Source organism: Aeromonas sp. 2692-1 (assembly GCF_013085505.1).
Lineage (GTDB): Bacteria > Pseudomonadota > Gammaproteobacteria > Enterobacterales > Aeromonadaceae > Aeromonas > Aeromonas hydrophila.
This window is the reverse complement of record NZ_CP038513.1, coordinates 2,804,639-2,825,923: the sequence shown is the minus strand read 5'-3', so window position 1 is coordinate 2,825,923 and position 21,285 is coordinate 2,804,639. Positions and strand designations below refer to the sequence as shown.

The 21,285-nt window shown below is 48.9% G+C and carries 16 protein-coding genes and 1 pseudogene; 13 read left to right on the top strand and 4 right to left on the bottom strand.

Annotated features, from left to right (window positions below):
• The first annotated feature begins 11 nt into the window (after positions 1 to 11).
• Both pflA and E5E97_RS13470 read left to right on the top strand, forming a co-directional pair.
• A complete protein-coding gene (pflA, locus tag E5E97_RS13475; protein ID WP_011705579.1) occupies positions 12 to 830 on the top strand; it encodes a pyruvate formate lyase 1-activating protein in 819 nt (272 codons plus the stop codon).
• A gap of 86 nt (positions 831 to 916) precedes the next feature.
• Positions 917 to 1,558: an energy-coupling factor ABC transporter permease gene (locus E5E97_RS13470; RefSeq protein WP_171280415.1), complete on the top strand. Its 642-nt coding sequence runs from the start codon at positions 917 to 919 to the stop codon at positions 1,556 to 1,558.
• An 84-nt stretch (positions 1,559 to 1,642) separates the two neighbouring features.
• Here the strand turns inward: E5E97_RS13470 and E5E97_RS13465 are convergent, their stop codons facing one another.
• Positions 1,643 to 2,155: an acyloxyacyl hydrolase gene (locus tag E5E97_RS13465; RefSeq protein ID WP_307772710.1), complete on the bottom strand. Its 513-nt coding sequence runs from the start codon at positions 2,153 to 2,155 to the stop codon at positions 1,643 to 1,645.
• An 835-nt stretch (positions 2,156 to 2,990) separates the two neighbouring features.
• Between E5E97_RS13465 and E5E97_RS13460 the strand changes: the two genes are divergently transcribed.
• The 11 genes and pseudogenes from E5E97_RS13460 to E5E97_RS13410 all read left to right on the top strand — a co-directional run bounded on the left by E5E97_RS13460 (position 2,991) and on the right by E5E97_RS13410 (position 18,781).
• On the top strand, positions 2,991 to 3,791 hold the full coding sequence (locus tag E5E97_RS13460; protein WP_171280413.1) for an ABC transporter permease: 801 nt from the start codon (positions 2,991 to 2,993) through the stop codon (positions 3,789 to 3,791).
• A gap of 4 nt (positions 3,792 to 3,795) precedes the next feature.
• A complete protein-coding gene (locus E5E97_RS13455) occupies positions 3,796 to 4,446 on the top strand; it encodes an ABC transporter ATP-binding protein (protein WP_171280412.1) in 651 nt (216 codons plus the stop codon).
• Positions 4,447 to 4,477: 31 nt separating this feature from the next.
• Complete coding sequence (locus tag E5E97_RS13450; protein WP_171280411.1) at positions 4,478 to 5,671, top strand: sugar transporter; 1,194 nt, start codon at positions 4,478 to 4,480, stop codon at positions 5,669 to 5,671.
• Between the two features lie 32 nt (positions 5,672 to 5,703).
• Positions 5,704 to 7,332 carry a polysaccharide biosynthesis/export family protein gene (locus tag E5E97_RS13445; RefSeq protein WP_171281223.1) on the top strand — a complete coding sequence of 543 codons (1,629 nt, stop codon included), beginning with the start codon at positions 5,704 to 5,706 and terminating at the stop codon, positions 7,330 to 7,332.
• A 102-nt stretch (positions 7,333 to 7,434) separates the two neighbouring features.
• Complete coding sequence (galU, locus tag E5E97_RS13440; protein ID WP_171280410.1) at positions 7,435 to 8,316, top strand: UTP--glucose-1-phosphate uridylyltransferase GalU; 882 nt, start codon at positions 7,435 to 7,437, stop codon at positions 8,314 to 8,316.
• A 57-nt stretch (positions 8,317 to 8,373) separates the two neighbouring features.
• The gene (locus E5E97_RS13435; RefSeq protein WP_171280409.1) at positions 8,374 to 9,480 is read left to right on the top strand and encodes a Stealth CR1 domain-containing protein; all 1,107 of its coding nucleotides are present in this window, start codon (positions 8,374 to 8,376) and stop codon (positions 9,478 to 9,480) included.
• Positions 9,473 to 11,701, top strand: coding sequence for a glycosyltransferase (locus E5E97_RS23775; protein ID WP_171280408.1), 2,229 nt, complete (start codon positions 9,473 to 9,475; stop codon positions 11,699 to 11,701). The genes E5E97_RS13435 and E5E97_RS23775 overlap by 8 nt, the downstream gene beginning before the upstream one ends.
• Positions 11,702 to 11,716: 15 nt before the next feature.
• A pseudogene (locus E5E97_RS23770) lies at positions 11,717 to 13,657 on the top strand (CDP-glycerol glycerophosphotransferase family protein); the annotation flags it as partial.
• A gap of 55 nt (positions 13,658 to 13,712) precedes the next feature.
• Complete coding sequence (locus E5E97_RS13420; RefSeq protein ID WP_171280406.1) at positions 13,713 to 15,368, top strand: hypothetical protein; 1,656 nt, start codon at positions 13,713 to 13,715, stop codon at positions 15,366 to 15,368.
• 1 nt (position 15,369) lies between these two features.
• Positions 15,370 to 17,460: a capsular polysaccharide biosynthesis protein gene (locus tag E5E97_RS13415; protein WP_171280405.1), complete on the top strand. Its 2,091-nt coding sequence runs from the start codon at positions 15,370 to 15,372 to the stop codon at positions 17,458 to 17,460.
• Between the two features lie 7 nt (positions 17,461 to 17,467).
• Entirely contained in the window at positions 17,468 to 18,781 is a 1,314-nt protein-coding gene (locus E5E97_RS13410; protein WP_171280404.1) for a capsule biosynthesis protein, read from the top strand.
• A 60-nt stretch (positions 18,782 to 18,841) separates the two neighbouring features.
• On the opposite strand, the gene E5E97_RS13405 is transcribed toward E5E97_RS13410, so the two are convergent.
• The 3 genes from E5E97_RS13405 to E5E97_RS13395 form a co-directional block, all read right to left on the bottom strand.
• Positions 18,842 to 19,534, bottom strand: a complete 693-nt coding sequence (locus tag E5E97_RS13405; protein ID WP_011705577.1) for an ABC transporter permease — start codon at positions 19,532 to 19,534, stop codon at positions 18,842 to 18,844.
• A 3-nt stretch (positions 19,535 to 19,537) separates the two neighbouring features.
• Positions 19,538 to 20,278 (bottom strand): ABC transporter permease, encoded by a 741-nt coding sequence (locus E5E97_RS13400; RefSeq protein ID WP_011705576.1) that lies wholly within the window; start codon positions 20,276 to 20,278, stop codon positions 19,538 to 19,540.
• Between the two features lie 204 nt (positions 20,279 to 20,482).
• Complete coding sequence (locus tag E5E97_RS13395; RefSeq protein WP_011705575.1) at positions 20,483 to 21,256, bottom strand: ABC transporter substrate-binding protein; 774 nt, start codon at positions 21,254 to 21,256, stop codon at positions 20,483 to 20,485.
• Positions 21,257 to 21,285 lie beyond the last annotated feature (29 nt).

Below are 21,285 nucleotides of genomic sequence, written 5' to 3'. Positions count from 1 at the left end.
TGGAGTCGTCTATGTCTGTCATTAATCGGATCCCCGCTGTCGAAGTCAGCGCCACCGCCGCTGAAACCAGTGTGACCGCCGATGCATCCGGGGTCATTGGCCGGATCCATTCCGTTGAAACCTGCGGCACCGTCGATGGCCCCGGAATACGCTTCATCGTGTTCATGCAGGGCTGCCTGATGCGCTGCAAGTACTGCCACAACCGCGACACCTGGGACACCCAGGGCGGCCGCGAGGTGACAGTGCCGGAGTTGATGAGCGACATCACCAGCTATCGTCACTTCATGAATGCCTCGGGTGGTGGCGTCACCGCCTCCGGTGGCGAAGCCATGCTGCAGCAAAATTTCATCGCCGAACTGTTCGCCGCCTGCAAGGAGAAGGGCATCCACACCTGCCTCGATACCAACGGCTTCGTGCGCCACTACGACGAGCAGCTCGACAAGGTGCTCGACAATACCGATCTGGTGCTGCTCGACATCAAGCAGATCAACGACGACAAGCACATTCCGCTGACCCACGTCAGCAACAAGTACACTCTGGAGTTTGCCCGCTATCTTGCCGCCAAGGGCAAGACCATGTGGATCCGCTACGTGGTGGTACCGACCTGGTCGGACGACGACGAGAGCGCCGAAGGGCTCGGCCAGTTCATCGCCGAACTGGGAGAGTGCGTCGAGAAGGTGGAACTGCTGCCCTACCACGAACTCGGCAAGCACAAGTGGGACGTACTGGGCGACACCTATGATCTCAACGGGATCAAGCCGCCCAGCAAGGAGACCATGGACCGCGTCCAGGGCATCCTCGCCAAGTACCACAACAACGTCAAATACTGATAGCTCAGGGGCTGGCCGGGAACACGCCGGCCCCTTTCACATCGGGCTTCGCCCATCTGCATGCCGTCACCGGACAAGGATCTGCCATGAGTGAAGGACAAGCCGCCGCCCTGCTGCTCTGGGTACTGCTGCTCATATTCAGCCTGCGCGGCACCTTGCTGCGCACCCTCTACCACAATCCGCTCTATCAGCATCTCTGCCTCGGCGGCGCCATCGTGCTGGTACCGCTCTGGACCCTGCGGGCCGGCCTGCACGAGGGATTGGACGTGCACTTTCTCGGCCTCACCAGCCTGACCCTGCTGCTGGGCTGGCGTCTCGCCCTGCTCGCCCCCTGCCTCACCCTGCTGGTGCTCAGCTATTTTGGCGTCATCCCGCTCGCCGAGATCGGCTGGCAGGCCCTCATCGGCGTGGCCCTGCCGGTCGCCACCACCTGGCTGCTGTTTCTGGCCAGCTGGGCCTGGCTGCCACGCCATCTGTTCGTCTACCTGTTCGTGGTGGCCTTTCTTGGTGGCGCCCTTTCCATCTCGGTCAAGGTGGTGGCCAGTGCCCTCCTGATGGGGCTCAGCGACACCTATCCCTGGTACACCATCAGCGCCGACTACCTTTCCATCTGGCCGCTGCTGCTCTTCCCCGAAGCGCTGCTCAACGGCATGACCATGACCCTGCTCGCCATCTACCGCCCCTACTGGGTCAACACCTTCTTCGACCGGGAATACCTGGGCCGCTGATCTAGATGTTAGGCTTGATGAACACCCGCAAAGCAAAAGCCCCTGAGGACAGGGGCTTAGATCATGCAATGCAGTAAAGAATAGCTAGAAGCGATATTCAATGTGGATGGAATGACTATCCAGACCTGGGTTCTGCTCATACATATTGGCGTTGGACATGTGCTCATATTGATAGCCAATCAGCCAGTTTGAAGTCAGTGCATAGCCAAGACCAATACCACTTGAAAACTGGAACGGCCCGCCGTAATCCTTGAAGCCATTGCCACGATGACCGAATTCATGCTCCGCCAGCCAGAGCACTTCAACCGGGATCCAGACCACCCAGTTGCCCCACAGGCACTCTGCCCTGGCACCAGTTCCGAGTCTGGCAGTGCTGTCATCTCCTACCTTCAACATACCACCCCGAGCCCCCAGACCGAGCTGACAACCTGTGTCGCCCCAACGCCAAAACATATGGTGGTATTTCACATCAACGCTATAAATGTCGAGTTTCTCATTTTCAGCGGGCTTGCCGAGCTGCAACGCCATAATGTCATCGCCGGCGGCAACGTTCGTGCCGGTACTCAAGGTCGCCAGCGCCCCGGCAAGCAAAAGCATGTTAGCGTTCATCTTCCCCTCCAACGTCCTTGTTGTTCTGCGTAGCCACACTCAAGTTCGAATGGGTACACATCAGGCATAGTCAGTGAGGAAGATGTTTGTCAATTGGATATGAAAAACTAAAAAGTTCAACATTTCAGGGGAAATAGTCTAGCAAACGGAGACATTAAGAATGAATTACAGAATAAACCAGATGGGGAGGATATTATTTGAGCAATACAATAATAGTAGTGAACGTATTTGAAAATTAAAAAAGACAAGAAACCAAGATCACAAAAACAGTATTTTAATGAAAAAACATCGTATGTAAGAAAAGTCTTAATTAATCATTTTTTCACCATTAATACTCATCCGATCTGTGTCAATCACCATAAAGTTTCAAAAAAAACACATTAACAACAAATGGTTAGACTTGACAGTTTACTTTTCCACCAATTGATATTGCGTGTTGACTCAATTGCAACTGGTGGGTAGTATGCAGCACAAATAAAATTAAGCATGATGCGCATCACAGAATGACGCGATATGCACGGGTTGATTACTTGCTTTGCAAGTCCATTTATGTTTGCTGTTCACAGCAAGCAACGCCTCGCTATCACCCCATTTTATTTTCGTTAAACACAATCTGCTTTCTTTCTTCGGGAATATGTCATTGCCGTGCGGTAGCTATGCCTAATCGCAGCCCTAAAAATAACAATAAAGCAACATAACATCAACATGTCTGGACTAACAAATACGAACTGACGCCCTATTACCATTGCAGTAGTCAGTGGATCAGCAGTTTGTGATAGAGTCGCACCTTCTTAAAATTCAATTGTCGATATTAGATTAAACATTGAACACCCCTATTCTCTCAACTCATCGCAGAACCTCGCTGGCCGTGCTCAAGGATGTCACCTTCGGCCTGTTGATGCGGGAACTTAAAACTCGCTTTGGCAACTACCGGATGGGCTATGCCTGGGCTGTTCTCGATCCCTTGCTGACGATTGCCCTGTTCTGTTTCGTGTTCGGTATGCGTCAGCGCAGCGGCTTTGGCGGGGTAGAAGCCCCCGTTTTTGTTGCTGCTGGATATCTTCCTTTTCTCATGTTTCAAAACATGAGCAATCAATTGCAATCCGCAGTCAGTGCCAACAAGGGGTTGTTTTGCTATCGACAGGTAACACCGTTTGCCACCCTGTTTTCCCGTTTCTTGCTGGAAACCCTGATTGGTGTACTGGTCGCCTTTGTACTGATCTTGGGACTTATCTGGTTTGGCTTCGATGCTATGCCCGCCGATCCGCTGGCCGTGCTGACCGGCTATGGATTGCTGATGATTTTTTCATTCGCGTTGGGAACCTTGTTCTGCGTTGCGACTTCGCTTTCCGAGGAAGCACGCAAACTAATCCCTATTCTAATGCGACCCATGATGTGGATCTCGGCGGTATTCTTTCCGTTGGCCGCGGTGCCACAGAACTATCAACATCTATTGCTATGGAATCCTGTTGTGCATGCCCTCGAGCTGATCCGCTCCGGCTGGATTGCTGGCTTCCAGACTCAGGGAGGCAGTTGGGGCTATCTCACGGGTATCACATTGATATTACTTACCTTTGCCATGAGTGCCTATCGCCTCAGCCATCGCCGCTTAATTGCAAGCTAACCGTATGATCACGCTGGAAAACGTCTCAAAATATTATCCGACCAAATTTGGCCGTCATTACGTGCTTAAAGATGTCAGCTTCACCCTGCCGGGAGATCGCAATATCGGCATTCTCGGAGCCAACGGCGCCGGCAAGTCGACCTTGCTGCGATTGCTCGGCGGCATGGATATGCCCAACAAAGGCAAAGTGACTCGCCATAGTCGGGTTTCCTGGCCACTGGCCTTGAGCGGCGGCTTTCAAGGCAGCATGACGGGTCGCGAAAATACCCGCTTCGTCTGCCGCATCCATGGTGTGCACGATACAGCAGCCGTGGAAGAGTGGGTCAAGGAGTTCTCGGAGATAGGAAAGCACTTTGAACTGCCCATTAAAGGCTATTCCAGTGGTATGAAATCCAAGTTTTCCTTCGCCGTCAGCATGGCCTTTGATTTCGATATCTACCTCACCGACGAGATCACCTCAGTAGGGGATGCCAGATTCAAGCAAAAGTGCATCGATGTCTTCACCCAAAAGCGGCAGACCGCCAGCTTGATCATGGTCTCTCACGACATGAAAACTTTACGCCAACAGTGTGATATGGGCATCGTGCTGCAAAACGGGCAATTGACCCTGCACGATGACATTGAAGACGCCATCACCATCTATCAAAAGCTCTGATTTTTCCTTTTAAGCCTTGCCACGGATACCTATGACCAAAGCCAATCTCAGTGCCCTGCTTGAGCGAAAACTTCGCAAATTCAAGCGGGACCCAAAACTCTTTCTCATCGATTCCAAGGGTTATCGGGTAGCCCGCCAGTCGTGGAAAAAAGCAATCAAGCTAGGTAGTTTTTTATGGATCCTAGGTTGCTTCATGTTAGCAACCTTCTATTACAGTTTTGTGGCAAGCGATCGCTACGTCAGTCAAGCCAGTCTTATCATCAAGCAGGCAGACCAGCTCAAGATGATGCCGGATGCCCTCTCCATGCTGGGGCTGGGTGGTAGCAATCATCAGGATGTGCTGGTGATCCAGGATTACCTTAAATCCTGGGACATGCTCAATACACTGGATAAAAAGCTGCAATTAAAACAGCACTACCAGGGCGACAACGCAGATCTTTTCTCCCGCCTGCCGGCAGACGCCAGTCGCGAAGAGTTTCTGGCCTTCTATCGTGACCACCTGACCGTCAGCCTTGATGAGCTTTCCGGGGTGTTGACCGTCAGTCTGCAAGCCTTTGAGCCTGAGTATGCCAAACAGGTGGTCGCGCTGATGCTCAAGGAGAGCGAAGGATTCATCAACCGGCTGAGCCGTCAGGTCGCCGTCGAGCAACTCAAGTTCGTCGAATCTCAGGTTGCCCGCTCCCACGAGCGGCTGCTGAGTGAACGTGAAAAGATGCTCGCCTTCCAGAACCAGCACCAGCTGATGAGCCCCGAGGCTACCAGTACAGCCATGATGGGCGTGGTCTCTGAGCTGGAAGCGGAACTGGTACGCCAGGACGCCGAGCTTAAACGTCTGCAGATCTACATGAACCCCAATGCCCCTGACGTGGTGGCGGTAAAAGATCGGGTAGATGCCCTCACCCGCCAGCTGACGCAAGAAAAACAGCGACTGACCGGCAGTGAGAAACAAGCCCTCAACGAAGTCAATGCCGATTATCAGGCGGTTCAAGTACAAACCCAGCTGGCCGCCGATGTCTACAAGACCGGCCTGGTCAGCATGGAGCAGGCCCGCGTCGAAGCCTATCGCAAACTGAAGCATCTGCTGGTGGTCAGCCAACCCAGCTTGGCCGAAGAGGCTGAATATCCCCGCCGTCTCTACAACCTGGCAACCATAGGCGTGCTGCTTTGTCTTTTCTACGGTCTGGTCGTGATGGGTCTGGCGACCCTGCGTGAACACCAGGACTGATCAGGAGTGATTTTTTGAAGATGTTATCCCATTTGAACCTGAAACCCAGCCTGCTGGCGCTGGGCCTGGGCATGTTGCTGCAACCTGCGTTAGCCCTCGAGATCTCGCAAGAAGCGGCCCCGGTGCGCAAGGTCATTACCGACACCCAGACCCAGGATCCGGTCTTTGGCAACTGGCTGTTTCGCGGCGAATTCGCCCGCGAATCCTTCAATGGCTTCAACCCGGATTACCGCATCTCCATTGGCGATCGCGTACAGGTACAGCTCTGGGGCGGCGTCGAGTTTGATCAACCGCTGACGGTCGATCATCAAGGCAATATCTTTCTGCCCAAGGTGGGCCCCATCAAGGTAGCCGGGGTACGCAACGAGCAGCTCAACGATACCCTGCTGGGCGCCATCACCACCGTTTATCAGAAAAACGTCAGCGTGTATGCCACCCTGGATGTCAGCCAACCGGTCAAGATCTTCGTGACAGGCTTTGTCAGACAGCCGGGCCTGTTTGCCGGCCAATCGGGGGACTCCATCCTCTATTTTCTCGACAAGGCGGGTGGCATCTCCCCCGAGCGCGGCAGTTATCTGGATGTGGCCCTCAAGCGCAATGGCCAAACCTTGCGCCATTACAATCTCTACCAGTTCCTGATCAATGGCACCCTGCTGCCGACCCAGTTGCGCGATGGCGACATCATAGTGGTGGCACCACTGCGCTATCAGACCACGGTCAGAGGCAAGGTTGCCAACGCCAACAAGTTCGAGCTGAGCAAGCCCCATGTCACCCTGACCGAACTGATGCAAATGGCCAGGCCCGACCCCGATGCCACCCATATCCGGGTCAGTCGCAATCAGGGGGAAGATATCCGCATGGACTACTACCCCATCAATGATCAGCAGATGAGCAGCCACATGGTCAGCTCCGGCGATACCGTGGAGGTGATTGCCGACAAGCGTTACGCCTCCATCGCGGTACGGGTGGAAGGGGAACACGACAGTGCCCAGGAGTATGTGCTCAAATACGGCGCCCGCCTTGGCGACATCCTCAACGGGCTGAAACTGACCCAGGATGCGGATCTCAGTGCCATCCAGCTTTATCGGGAATCGGTCAAGGTTCGTCAAAAAGAGATGCTGCAGTCGTCACTCAAGGCGCTGGAAGCCAGCATCCTGACCGCCCGCTCCTCGTCCGAAGGTGAGGCAAAGCTGCGCAACAGCGAAGCTCAGCTTCTGATGCAGTGGGTGGAGCGTGCCAAAGACATCCAGCCCAACGGCCAGGTGGTGCTGGCCAACGGCACCAATATGGAAGACGTGCGGCTCGAACCGGGCGATATCATCCGTATCCCGCGCCAGACCAACCTCATCATGGTACACGGGGATGTAATGTTCCCGAACGCCATCCTGATGGATAGCAAGCGTACCGTGGCCGATTACATCAATCTGGCAGGCGGCTTTACCCAGAAAGCCAGCAACTCCCGCATCCTGTTGCTGCACCGTGATGGCACCTTCAGCCAGATCGAGAAGAGCGATCTGGATAACAAAGAGATTGCCATCAAACCGGGTGACGAGATCTTCGTACTGCCGCAGGTCGATACCAAGTCACTGCAGATCACCAAGGATATTACCGAAGTGCTCTATCAGATCGCCATTTCGGCGCGAGCATTGGTTCTACTTTAATAATTGACAATTTACCAAGTTGCGGGAGGTCATTAAATGGCCTCCCGAATTTTTTGCCTATAAAAACCAAAATAATCAATATAGATAACGCTAGGGGATAAAATGAAAGCTGTGATTCCAGTTGCTGGCCTGGGTACCCGCATGTTACCTGCCACCAAGGCTATTCCTAAAGAAATGCTGCCTATCGTCGATAAGCCGCTGATCCAGTATGTGGTCAATGAATGCATTGCAGCAGGTATAAAAGAAATTATTCTGGTAACTCACTCATCAAAAAATGCCATAGAGAACCACTTCGACAAGTCATTCGAGCTAGAAGCAACCTTGGAAAGCAGGGTGAAACGGCAATTACTGGAAGAGATCCAGTCCATATGTCCCAAGGATGTGACTATCATGCATGTCCGTCAAGGTGAGGCAAAAGGGTTGGGCCACGCAGTGCTTTCAGCTTATCCCCTCGTCGGTGACAACCCGTTTGTAGTGGTATTGCCCGATGTGATTATCGACGACGCAGCAAGCGATCTGAAAAAAGATAATCTGGCAAAAATGGTTCGTAATTATAAAGAGTCAAGTCACTCCCAGATTATGGTGGAGCCTGTCGAGATCAAAGATGTATCGAAATACGGTATCGTGGATTGCCATTCTATTGATGTGAATGCGGGTGAGTCTGCCACCATATTCGATGTTGTTGAGAAGCCGGAACAAGATGACGCACCATCCAACCTTGCTATTGTTGGGCGTTACGTGTTAACGCCAGAGATATGGCCACACCTGCGTACAACCAAGCCTGGTGCTGGTGATGAAATTCAGCTCACAGATGCCATCTCAGAATTGCTGAAAAATGGCCAAGTAGATGCTTTTTGTATGCAGGGAAAATCTCATGACTGTGGCGATAAGCTGGGCTATATGAAAGCTTTTGTGGAGTATGGCCTAAGACATAAAGAGTACCAGCATAGCTTTAAAGAGTTTATAGGGTCGCTAGCATTATAAAATATGTAATTCTGACTCATTCAATGCATTAGAAACTTACATTCATATCGAAATAAGATGAGAAAACTTAAAAAGTTCTTCAAGAACCCAGGTATTTTTATTCGTGATCATCTGAATAAGAAATATCCAGTTATCCGAAACGAGATTGAATGTGCAGAGAATGAAGAAGACATTCTTATGCGCCATGATCTTGCACTGGAAAGTAAAATAGATATCGATTTCCCAATCGATGTGGTATTTACATGGGTTGATGATACAGATCCGGCATGGCAGCTTAGATATCAGCAACACAAGTTGCAAGTCAATGCTGAACATGTAGGTAGATATGCGACTGATCCAGCAAGATTCAGCAATCATGATGAACTAAGATATTCTCTTGGCAGCGTATTGAAGTTCTTACCATGGGTCAGAAGAATATATATCGTAACTGACCAACAATGTCCAAAATGGCTGGCTCCAAGTGATAAAATAAGAATTGTTGATCACTCTGACATTATTGATAGACAATACCTTCCAACATTCAACTCTCATGTAATTGAAGCACATCTGCATAAAATCCCTGATTTGGCAGAACATTTCATCTATTTCAATGACGATGTGTTTGTCGCCAGACCATTGCCAGCTGGGCATTTTTTCAGAAGCAATGGGATAGCTTCGCTTTTTATGTCCAACAAAAGCTTGGCCATGATGCAGAAGAAAGGTACGGATACGCCGACACTATCAGCCTCATTGAAATCAGCATCAATCCTTAACCAGGATTTCAGTTTTCTCATCGACCACCCACTGGTGCACACCTATGTACCTCTTAGAAAAAGTATATTTGAAGAGAGCTGGAGGTTATATCGAGCAGACCTAAAGAATTTCTTATCTCATAAATTCAGAACAAATCATGATTTGAATTTGGCAACATTCTTTGTCCCTTGGCTTTCTTATATTAGAGGTGTCGCTGTCCCCTCCAGGGATATTTGCTATTATTTTAATGCAAGATCACCTGCCGCTGCGACCTATTTTAAAGCCCTTGAGATAGCCAAACAAAAAGGAACTCTGCCACATTCATTTTGTGCTAATGATTTTAATACAAAGAAAAAATCTTCGTTAGATTATAAATATCAACTTGATTTAGCATTAAAAAAATATTTTGAATACGGGAATAGTCATGCTTAAGAGAAAGTTTCGCAAACTTGTCAACAATCCTAAACTGTTTTTCTCTGATATGGCCATCAAGCATAGCGACAAGGTCAGCTATCTTAAGCCGAAGAAGATGGAAGGTCACTATCAGTACACAGTCGTATCTGCCGTATATAATGTAGGTCGTTATTTAGAGGATTACTTCAACAGTTTGGTGAAACAACGACTAGACTTTAAGAAACATATCACTCTTATTTTAGTTGATGATGGTTCTACAGATAACTCTGCGGAAATAATTAAACGATGGCAGAAAAAATACCCTGATAACATTCATTACATTTATAAGGAAAATGGTGGACAAGCATCTGCACGTAATTTGGGCATGCAGTATGTAAAAACAGAATGGGTCACATTTATGGACCCAGATGATTTTGTTGATGCCGATTATTTCTTAGAATCAGATAATTTCATTTACACCCATAAGAACGATAATATCAGACTGCTATCATGTAATTTTATTTTTTACTATGAGGATAAAGATGCATACAGTAATACGCATCCATTATCGTATCGATTTAATGACGGAGATAAAGTATATCCGTTGTTAAAGATGGAGAATAATCCACAGTTTCACGTAAATTCGGCGATTTTTAAGAAAGATGACTTAATTAATCATGGAGTTACTTTTGCTGAAAATATTCGACCTAACTTTGAGGATGGCCATTTTGTTATCAGCTATATAGCAAAAGTAAAAGACGGAGTAATTGGTTTTTCACCGAAAGCAAAGTATTTTTATCGTAAGCGATCTGATGGTTCATCATCACTAGATTCTGCATGGGAAAAGAAGGGCCGTTATCTTGATGTTTTGGAGAATGGTTACTTGGACTCCCTCTTAACATGTAAAAACGATCTATCTCTGATTCCAAAGTCTGTCCAATGGACAATCATGTATGATCTCATGTGGCATTTTAAACGTATCGTATCTCACCCAGAGAAATTGAGCTGCTTATCAGAAATCGAAAGAGATAGATACTATTATAATTTAACATCGATATTTAAACTAATTGATACTGAGCAAATAATGTCGTTTAATCTCGCTGGAGCATGGTTTTATCATAAAATAGGCATGCTCTCATTAAAGAGAGAAACAGAGCCATATCAAATAGTATATATTGAAAAATTTGATAGAATTAAAAATCAAGTCCAGCTTCGTTATTTTACCACTAACTTGGGATTAGAGATTACATCTATTAATGATAAAGAAGCTTACCCTATAGCAGCAAAAACTATTAAGCATGATATTGCTGGACATCAGTTTCTATTAGAGAGACGAATGTGGATACAGTTAGAGAAAAACTCTATTTTAAATGTACGAATTAATAATTTAAATACTCAGATATCTCTTTCTGGAAAATTGTACAAGAATGGAGTGAAATCTGATCTGATCTCACAAAATACACATAAGAATATCCCTTATAATAAAATGAAGTTTAATGATTCTTGGTTGTTCATGGATCGAGAAACTCAAGCAGATGACAATGCGGAACACCTGTATCGTTATGTAAGAGAAAATCACTCCGAAAGGAACATATTTTTTGTACTTAAAAACGATTCCTGCGATTGGAATAGGTTAGTAAATGATGGCTTTAATTTACTCCCTTTCGGTTCTCAACAACATATAGACGCTTTAAAGAATTGCTCTAAAGTTATCAGTTCTCACGCAGATTATTATGTGACTAATTTTCTTGGTCAACATATGTTAGATGGTAGGCATTTTTGTTTTTTACAACATGGCATTACCCAGAATGACATATCTGGTTGGCTTAATAAGAAAGAGCAAATTGACTTATTTGTGACAGCAACATCAGCAGAATATAATTCAATTGTTTCTGATACATCGAGATATAAATATACAAAAAAAGAAGTTAAGCTAACAGGCTTCCCACGCCATGATGCATTGATAAACAACAGTAAAAAAACAGAGAAAATCATTTTAATAATGCCAACTTGGCGCGAATGGGTTGTTGGACCTCAGTTATCAACAAGTAATGAAAGAGAGATTAACCCTGATTTTGATAACACTGAATACCTCATTTCTTGGAAAGAGTTTTTAAATAGCGGTGATTTAAGAGAAATGAGTGAAATGTCAGGTTACAAAGTGATGTTTTCACCACATTCAAGTATTCGCCCATATCTAAATTCATTCTGTGTCCCTGACTATATATCAATCTTTACACCAGGAAGTGAAAGCATATAGAGTTTATTCACTCGTTCAGCAATCATGATTACTGACTATTCATCTGTCAGTTTTGAGATGGCAGTTCAAGGTAAGCCGACCATATATTATCAATTTGATGAAGAACGAATGTTTTCTGGTGCACATACGCTAGCCAGAGGGTATTTTGATTATCGAAAGCATGGTTTTGGTCCTGTAGTAAATGATTTTAAATCTCTATTATCTGCATTGAGTGAAACACTTTCAAATGGTGGTAAACCTTCAAGTGATATTATTGAAAGAATATCTGAAATGTTTCCTCAAAGGGATGGAAATGCATGCCGAAGGGTTTATGATGCCATTTGTAGCTTAGATGAGAAATCTGATAAATCAATTAAGATAGATGATTATTCCATTGGGTTAGATTATGCGGTGAGAGCATTCAAACACAAAGCTTATGCAATAGCAGAATCGAGATGGAAAGTTTTAAGATCGAACACGAAAGATGACGAAATGGTTCTAATTGGCCTAATAGCATCACTGCGAATGCAAGGGAAATTAGAAGAGGCTAATACTATTTTTAATAAAAGTTTTAAAGCTGACTGTACGCAATGGTCTGAGCGTGTACTAACTGAAGCAGCATATTTATCGATGTATCAACATAAGTGGGACCTTGCAGTAACGTATTGGGAGAGAATACCCACAAAAAGTACAGCGCAACACTTAAGCTATATTCAGTCATTATCAGAACTAGAATGGCACCAAGCTCTTGCAAGGGAAATTCGTCATCTCGATAATCTGGCGATTCCATCTCGATTTGTTGCGTTAGCCCAGGCTTGGCGTGATATGGCAAATAAAGAATGGAAGTCAGCGATAAATAAGATTGAAGCAAATATTAATGATTATTCACAAGATGAATTATTTTCGTATAAACCACAGCTCATGCTGTCTAGATGCCTACGGAACATGTGGAATGTAACAGGTGCTTATGAATATCTTACATCTTATGAAAAACATACTAAAAATGATTTACTATGCAGAGTTGAGATAGCACAACTTGCTTTTGTGCAAGAAAATTGGGATAAAGTAATATATCAGATTCAACTTGCATTCAAGGATCTGAATGATATTCCTGAGCCAATTGCATTGATATATGTAAGGGCGTTAGAGTCAAAAATATCAGACGTTGTGATTAAAAAGGACGTTGTTTTTAATAAAGAGCTAACGTTGACTAAAGTAAGAGCATTGCGAGAGCAGGGATATGTTGGTCAAGCATCTAATTTTTTAAATAATTCATTTTCTAATATTAGAGTTAGTGCTTGGTGTGATTCGATGAAGTATGAAGCAGCAAGAATAGCAATGGCAAAATACTGTTGGCTTGATGCTTTATCATTCTGGGATTCAATGGACTGTTACGATAATATTAGCGGCATGGCACGCCTTCGTTGTTTAGCTGAACTTGGCCATCATAAAGCAGTTAGGCGTACTATCCTCGATGCTGAATGGGTTAGAACAATATCTAAAAATCAATTTAGTTTTGCCGAAGCTTTATATTATATAGCCAAATCTGATTGGTATTCCGCATCTAAAATTTTAGAAACTTCGTTACATGGTTATGAGTTTCATGAGTTTTTAATTCATAAACCTCAACTGTTACTATCTCGCTGCTATCGAAATCTGGGACTTTACAAAGAGGCAGTTAAACAGCTAATTAATTATGAAAAACATACGCGTAACGATCCTGCATGCCGAGTAGAAATTGCATTATTAGCAAAAGAAAAAAATGAATGGAGTAAGGTGGTTGCTCAGTTAGAGCAGGCATATCCATCTCCTTCAGACCTTCCAAAGGAATTAGCAGTTATAATGGTATTATCTTTGCAAAATATAAATGCCTTTAAAAAAATGGACATTATTTTAAAGTCTCTTCCGAAGAGTACCTTTGATTTTGTATCTGAGAATATGGTTCTTTTTGTAACAAAAGAGAACGCACTTTCTTAAAGTTAGGAGATAGGGCATGTGAAGCACATGCCCTATCTGTATAAGAGCAGTTTATATGACAACATTAGAAAATGTTTTTATAAAAAACAACACTTCAATTAAATATAAGTTTAGAAAGGCTAAGCAAGATAGAAGGCACTTATTAGTAGTTTTTTCTGGATTTGGTTGGCCGAACCCAATAACTTATTATTTTTCAGGGAAATCATCTGATGATTGTCGTTCCAATATTCTTTGGATAAAAGATGACATTGAAAATGAATGTACGTATTACTTATGTCATAAAATGGATTTTTCAATTGAAGCCACAGTTATAGCTTTAATTGAAGAGGTGTTATCTGACCTCTCTCTAGATAAATCAAGATGTACTTTGATGGGTTTCTCAAAAGGCGGTAGTGCTGCTATATTCTTCGGAATAAAATATGGTTTTAGTAATATAATTTCCTCTTGCCCTCAATTAAATATTGGAACCTATGTTAATAGCTCTTGGCCAAAAACAGCAATTAACATGATGGGAGATACAATTGGAACAAGCACTTCAGTACTCGATGAATTAATACCATTAATGCTTAAAAATGATAAAAACACAAATAAAAATATATATCTAATTAGTTCACCTCACGATGAACAGTTTGCTACAGAAATAGCACCATACTTGTCCTATTTCTATAAGTATAGTAACTTTAACTTTGTTTTTACTGATTCCGAGCTAACATGGCATCATAATAAAGTTACCTATTATAACATGCCAATTATCATGTCAATAATTTATGCACATGGTGAAGGGGCATACCCTAGTTTTGGTATACTCAATAATGGGGCATCAAAAAATGGCAGCTTTGTTAGCTCCAAGCTGAAAAATATTAATATTGAACCAGTCATTGAACTTAATTCGATTAGTCTAAGCGACTCCAAGCTGTATATAAAAGGAACAGCCTTTATTCAAGGCGTTGAATGTCCGTCTTATGAATATCTCGAGCAAGAAATAATATTTAAAAGTGAGCGCGCTGTTTATACATTTACTTTGGGAAAAGTAATTAACAATGAGTTGTCTTACTTATATTACAATGACCACTTTATTGATTATAAAGTTGGGGATTTCTCTACTTTAAAGCATAAAGGTATAGATATATCATCCTTGGAATGCGGGAAGTATGAAGTGTTAATAAAGGTGACTTCTGGACAGTACAAGTTTGAAAAACCTCTAACTTCTAATGTTGTAGCCTCATCGTATTCATTCATAAATAACAAGGTTTTCAGCGTTTGCAATGTTTCTAATAACATATTTTTTGTTGTGGATGCAATAGGTATAAAGTCAGACTCGTATCATTTTTTTGAAGTGAAAAACAAATGGCTTAAAAATGAACGCATTCATTATGATGGGGTTTATGCGGTCAAAGGTTTGGAAATCTCAGAATGGTCTGATGCTGAATATTTCTTGCTTCTGCTTGGGGATTCAAATAGGTATAGCTTCCAGTTAGGCAAAAAACATTTCGAATGGTTGAATGATATCTTTTTGCCTAGCTGCGGGGTATATCAAAAATCATATTTTTCAACTATGAAAGGATTGGGCGTTTCTATTTCTGATCTTCCTCATGGTGAGTATAGGATATTTGTGCGCCTGATGAAGAATGGGGTTTCATTTTCAGAAGATACTGGGGATGTATTATTTTTATCGAATGAGGCACCTCGTTTAGAGGCTGTTGTAAATTAAGATGCATCTGTATACTAATTCCAAGGGGATATACAGGCGGTCACATTATATTTCTGTATTGTTAAACGGGGAAGTCAATTATCAGCGTATAATTAAGCTCAAAAATAATGGTGATGATGATATTGTCATCGGCTGGGGCCAGAAGGCCAATACACGCCAGATCAAGGCGCAGGCGGAGACACTGGGCTTGCCCTACTGGCAACTGGAAGACGGTTTTATTGGCTATATCGGCCACCCCGCCAAGGGGGGGATGGCGGTGTCGCTGATCGCCGATCCGGTGGGCATCTATTACGATGCCCGCCAACCCAGCCGGCTCGAACAGCTGATTGCCACCCCTTGCGATGCCGATACGCTGGCGCGGGCCGAGCGACTGATCGGCGAGCTGGTACGTCTTGGGGTGACCAAGTACAACTGTTATGCCAGTCACCCCGATGCCGCCTCAGCCGCCGGGCCCCGCAGCCCATCGGTTGCCGAGGTGAAAGGACTGCCGACGGCACTGGCTCAGCGCCTGCTGCAAGACACCCGACCCAGAGTCTTGTTGGTCGATCAGGTGGCCGGCGATCTCTCCATCCCCGGCGCGCTCGCCAGCGAAGCCGATTTTGTTGCCATGGTGGAAGCGGCACGTCGCAACCACCCCCATGCCCGTCTGCTGCTGCGCACCCATCCCGATACCCGCTTTGGCAAGAAGAGCGGCGTGTTGGCCAGACTGAAGCTCAGCGATGTGGAGATAGTGGCCGACCATTGTCATCCCCACGTGCTGCTGAGCCTGGTGGATGCCATCTATACCGTCTCATCCCAGCTCGGCTTCGAGGGCCTGCTGCTGGGCAAGCCGGTCTACTGCTTCGGCATGCCGTTTTATGCCGGCTGGGGGCTGACCCACGACAGCAAACAGTGCGAACGCCGCAACCTGCAGGTGTCACTGGCCCAGCTGGTGGCGGCGGCCTTGATCCACTACCCGCGCTACCTTGACCCCGTGCTTGGCCAGCGCTGTGAAGTGGAAGAGGTGGTCGCCATCATCGCCCGCCAACAAAAGCCCGCTCCCCGTTGGCGCAGGCTCTATCTGGTCGGTTTCTCGCTGTGGAAGCGCGCCTTTATGCAGGCATTTTGCCATCACCTGGCCGAGGAGCTTCGTTTTGTTCGCAAGCCTCCCAAGCGGTTGACTGGCGATGAGCAGGTGTTGGTCTGGGGTAGCCGCCATCCTGACCTCACCTCTGCCATTCGGGTGGAAGATGGTTTTATCCGCTCTCGCGGGCTGGGTTCCAACCTGTGTCGTCCCTCTTCCCTCTCCATCGATCCGGTGGGGATCTACTTTGACTGCCGCACCCCAAGCGGGCTCGAGCAGCTGCTCAATTACCAGCAACTGACCGAACAGGAGGTCATGCGAGGCCAGGCTCTGCTTGACCTGCTCAAGCAACACGGCGTCAGCAAATACAATGTGGGCACAGTGCAGCCATTCACACCGCCGACCGATGGCCGCACGCGGGTGCTGGTGGTGGGTCAGGTCGATGGGGATGCCTCCATCCTGACCGGCAGTCCGACCATTCGCAGCAACGAGCAGTTGCTGTGGGCCGTGCGGGCCGCCAAACCCGAAGCCCATATCATCTATAAGCCGCATCCGGATGTGGTGGCTGGCAATCGGGCCGGGGCTATTTCGGCAGCCTGCCTGGCGGAGTGCGTCGACAGCCAGGTGCTCGATATCGGCCTGACCAGCCTCTATCCCCATGTGGATGAGCTGCATACCATGACCTCCCTGAGCGGGTTCGAGGCACTGGTGCAAGGGGTCAAGGTCACCACCTGGGGCCAACCCTTCTACAGTGGCTGGGGCCTGACCACGGATGCCCACCCTCCTGCTCGTCGCCAGCGCAATCTGCCTTTGGCTGCCCTGGTCTATCTGACCCTGGTGGCTTATCCGCTCTACATCGACTGGCAGACCGGGCTCTGGATAAGCCCGGAGCAGTTGATCCGCCAGCTGGCGCAGCAGGGCCACTCCTCGACCCAGAAGTCGAGCCGCTGGCAACGCTGGCAGATCAAGCTGAGTTATCTGGCCCAGACCCTGTGGCAGCGCCCATCCCTCCCCCAGCTCATGAGATAAGCCGTACATGAAGATTTTGTTGTTGCAAGGGCCGCTCGGCCCCTTCTTCCAGATCCTGAGCCAGGCACTGAGCGATGCCGGCCACCAGGTGTACAAGATCCATTTCAACGGGGGGGATGAGTGCTGGCCATGCGCCGGCCATAACGAGCGTTTTACCGGCAAGCCGGAGAGCTGGAACACCTTTTTCCGCCGCTTCATCAAGCGCAACGGCATCGACAGCCTGATCTGCTACGGGGATTGCCGCTATTACCATCTGCAGGCCATTCGTATCTGCAAGCAGAAGAAAATTGCCGTCTGGGCCATGGAAGAGGGGTACCTGCGTCCCGACTACGTGACGCTGGAGCAAGGGGGCGTCAACGCTTTCAGCCCGCTCTATGCCAAGCGTGACAAGCTGGCCGAGCTGACCTGGTCTGAGCCCTATCAGGCACAGTTGCAGGTGGGCAAGACCTTTGCCAGACGAGCCTGGTATGCCAGCCGCTATCACATCAACAAGAGCCTGTTTCGCTGGCGCTATCCCCACTTCGTCAACCACAGACCCTGGAGCCTTTACCAGGAAGCCAGCGGCTGGGTTGCCGGTGGTTTGGTGAAATGGCGTTACCGCTGGGCAGACCGCCGTTTGCTGAAAGCCTTGCCGGCACACAAGGGACATATCTTCTTTGTCCCCCTGCAGGTCACCGAAGACTTCCAGATCCGCGAACATTCAGATTTGAGCGGCGTCGAGGAGATGGTGGCACAGGTGATGAACTCGTTTGCCGAGCATGCCCGCAACGAGGATGTACTGCTGTTCAAGCACCACCCCATGGACCGGGGTTATGTCAGCTACCAGTCCCAGATCAACCGGTTGGTCACCCTGCTCGGGCTGGAAGGGAGGGTGTTTTATGGCTATGACCTGCCGCTGCCTGCACTCTATCCCCTGCTCAAAGGGGTCATCACCATCAACAGCACGGTCGGCCTCTCCGCCCTGCTGCACGATGTACCGACCTTCTGCATGGGGCGTGCCCTCTATGATCTGCCGGGGCTCACGACCCGCGGCACGCTGGAGAAGTTCTGGCACAAGCAGAGCCCGGTCTGCAGCGAGACGTTCGAACGCATGCGCCAGTCCCTGCTGCACCTGACCCAAATCAATGCCAGCTTCTATCGACATCTGGAGATCGGCGCCATGGCCGTGGTGCAGAAGATCCAGCAGCACGACGAGCAGCGCATACCGAACAGGCAGAGCAAACGCGCCCTCAATCCAGCCGGGCTTATCGGTGCCCTCGGCATGTTGAGTTCATTTGGTTTTGTGGCGGACGAGATGTTGGCGCCCCTTGGCATGCTGTAACGCTTGTTCCCTTTCTTGACCGACAAAAAAGCCCGCAATTGCGGGCTTTTTTTATGGCGTTTACACGGTGCGGGGGCGCAGGTGGGCGTGCCAGCGGGCTTCCCACTTCTTGAACAGCCAGACGATGACGAAGGTCAGCAGCATGTAAAGCAGGCCGGCGGTCAGGAATGCCTCGAACGGGCTGTAGTAGCGGGAGTTGATGATCCGCGCGGCGCCGGTCAGATCGACGATGGTGATGATGCCCGCCACCGCCGAGCCCTGCAGCATGAAGATCACCTCGTTGCTGTAAGCCGGCAGTGCCCGACGAAACGAGTTGGGCAAAATGATCCGGGTCAGGGTCTGCCAGCGGGTCATGCCAAAGGCGTTGGCCGCTTCAATCTGCCCCTTGGGCATGTTGAGCACGGCGCCGCGCACGATCTCGGCGGTGTAAGCCCCGGTGTTCAGGGTGAACGCCAGCAGAGCGCAGAACCAGGCTTCGGCAAACAGATCCCAAGCGACGCTGTTTTTCAGCCACTCCCACTGGGCAGCGCCGTAGTAGATGATGAACAGCTGCACCAGCAGCGGGGTGCCGCGAAAGAAGTAGATGTAGGCCCAGATCGGCCCCTTGATCAGCCAGTTGCGGCTGTTGCGCAGGATACCGAGCGGCACCGCCAACATCAGCCCGAGGATCAGGGAAGCCGCCACCAGCAGCACCGTGGTGTAGAGGCCCTGCCAGTAGGTGGGCCATTCGGTGAGAATGATTGAGAAATCCATGGCTTACCTCGTCTTTATCGCATAGTGACGCTCGGCCCACTTCAGTGCCGAGGTGGAGACCGCAGTGAAGATCAGGAAGATCAGGGCCACCGCCATGTAGAAGGTGAAGGGCAGCTGGGTCGAGCCCGCCGCCAGGGACGCTTTGCGCACCATGTCATCGAGCCCGATGATGGAGACCAGCGCCGTGGTTTTCAGCAGTACCAGCCAGTTGTTGCCAAACCCCGGCAGGGCGTGGCGCATCATCTGGGGAAACAGGATCCGCACAAACACCTGGGTTGCCCGCATGCCGAAGGCCCGGGCCGCTTCCAGTTCGCCCTTGTCCACCGCCAGGATGGCGCCGCGGAAGGTCTCGGTCATGTAAGCGCCGAAGATGAAACCGATGGTGGCGACCCCGGCTGCAAACGGGCTGATGTCGATGTAATCGGGCAGCAGGGAGACCCACTCCTGGTTGGGATTGCTCGCCAGCAGGTAGTTGTTGTAGCTCTCGTTGACCCAGGTACAGAGGTTGTTGATGAGCACCTGGCCGCCGAAGAACAGCAGCATCATCAGCACCAGATCGGGGATGCCGCGAATGACGGTGGTGTAGGCGGTGGCAAAACCACGGGCCCACTTGTAGGGGGAGAGCTTGGCCAGCGCCCCCAGCATGCCGAGCACCAGCGCCAGCAGCAGGGAGGCCAGCGCCACTTCCAGCGTCACCCAGGCCCCCTCCAGCAGGGAGGTTTCGTATCCTTTCAAATCAAACATATGCGGCTCCATTGCAACTCATTGAGCGGGATCTCCCGTCCCAATATCCTTTCAAACCAAACACATGCAGCTCCATTGCAACTAAGCGGGCCCATCGCTCCCTTGCGAGAGACAACGGGCCCGATGACTACAGACTAGGGTCAACCTGTCGTGATGATTCGCCGCAATTGCGCCGGCGGCTACCGGGGTAGCGCGCCTTCGGGGTTACTCGCCATACACGTCGAAGTCGAAGTACTTGTCGTTGATCGCCTTGTACTTGCCGTTGGCACGCAGCGCCAGGATGGCGGCGTTGAATTTCTCTTTCAGATCCTTGTCGGCCTTGCGCACCGCGATACCAGCACCCTCGCCAAACCACTTGGGATCGGTCAGTTTCGGGCCGATGAACTCGAACGCATCGCCACCCTCTTTCTTGAGCAGGCCGTCGCTGATGGCTGCGGAGTCGGCCATCACATAGTCAACCCGGCCGGATTTCAGATCGAGATAGGCCTCGTCTGCAGTGCCATAACGCTTGATGGTGGCGTTGGGGAAGTTGTCGGTGATGTAGGTGTCCATGGAGGTGGCACGCTGCACGGCCACTGTCTTGCCACTCATGAACTCCTTGTCGAGCTTGATCTCGGTGCCCTTCTTGGCGGCGAAGCGGGCCGGAATGTGCTGATACTTCTGGGTGAAGTCCACCTTCTTCTTGCGCTCTTCGGTGATGTCCATGGTGGCGATGATGGCGTCATATTTGCGCGACAGCAGCGCCGGAATGATACCGTCCCAGTCCTGTTTGATCAGGGTGCACTTCACCTTCATCTCCTCGCACAGGGCGTTGGCGATGTCGATGTCGAAACCTTTCACCTCGCCGCTCGGCTCGGTCCAGGAGAAGGGGGGATAGGCACCTTCCACCCCGATCCGCACCTCTTTCCACTCCTTGGCCATCAGGCTGCCGGAAGACAGGGCAGTGACTATGGCGGTCGCCAGCATCAGCTTGTTCATGTATCTCTCCTTGATAAAGTCATCGACTG

Excerpts from the sequence above, each read along its gene's own strand:
- E5E97_RS13415 (WP_171280405.1), top strand. The coding sequence starts at position 15,370 with ATGCATCTGTATACTAATTCCAAGGGGATATACAGGCGGTCACATTAT.
- pflA (WP_011705579.1), top strand. The coding sequence starts at position 12 with ATGTCTGTCATTAATCGGATCCCCGCTGTCGAAGTCAGCGCCACCGCC.
- galU (WP_171280410.1), top strand. The coding sequence starts at position 7,435 with ATGAAAGCTGTGATTCCAGTTGCTGGCCTGGGTACCCGCATGTTACCT.
- E5E97_RS13395 (WP_011705575.1), bottom strand. The coding sequence starts at position 21,256 with ATGAACAAGCTGATGCTGGCGACCGCCATAGTCACTGCCCTGTCTTCC.
- E5E97_RS13405 (WP_011705577.1), bottom strand. The coding sequence starts at position 19,534 with ATGGATTTCTCAATCATTCTCACCGAATGGCCCACCTACTGGCAGGGC.
- E5E97_RS13420 (WP_171280406.1), top strand. The coding sequence starts at position 13,713 with ATGACAACATTAGAAAATGTTTTTATAAAAAACAACACTTCAATTAAA.
- E5E97_RS13470 (WP_171280415.1), top strand. The coding sequence starts at position 917 with ATGAGTGAAGGACAAGCCGCCGCCCTGCTGCTCTGGGTACTGCTGCTC.
- E5E97_RS13465 (WP_307772710.1), bottom strand. The coding sequence starts at position 2,155 with ATGCTTTTGCTTGCCGGGGCGCTGGCGACCTTGAGTACCGGCACGAAC.
- E5E97_RS13435 (WP_171280409.1), top strand. The coding sequence starts at position 8,374 with ATGAGAAAACTTAAAAAGTTCTTCAAGAACCCAGGTATTTTTATTCGT.
- E5E97_RS13450 (WP_171280411.1), top strand. The coding sequence starts at position 4,478 with ATGACCAAAGCCAATCTCAGTGCCCTGCTTGAGCGAAAACTTCGCAAA.
- E5E97_RS23775 (WP_171280408.1), top strand. The coding sequence starts at position 9,473 with ATGCTTAAGAGAAAGTTTCGCAAACTTGTCAACAATCCTAAACTGTTT.
- E5E97_RS13400 (WP_011705576.1), bottom strand. The coding sequence starts at position 20,278 with ATGTTTGATTTGAAAGGATACGAAACCTCCCTGCTGGAGGGGGCCTGG.
- E5E97_RS13455 (WP_171280412.1), top strand. The coding sequence starts at position 3,796 with ATGATCACGCTGGAAAACGTCTCAAAATATTATCCGACCAAATTTGGC.
- E5E97_RS13410 (WP_171280404.1), top strand. The coding sequence starts at position 17,468 with ATGAAGATTTTGTTGTTGCAAGGGCCGCTCGGCCCCTTCTTCCAGATC.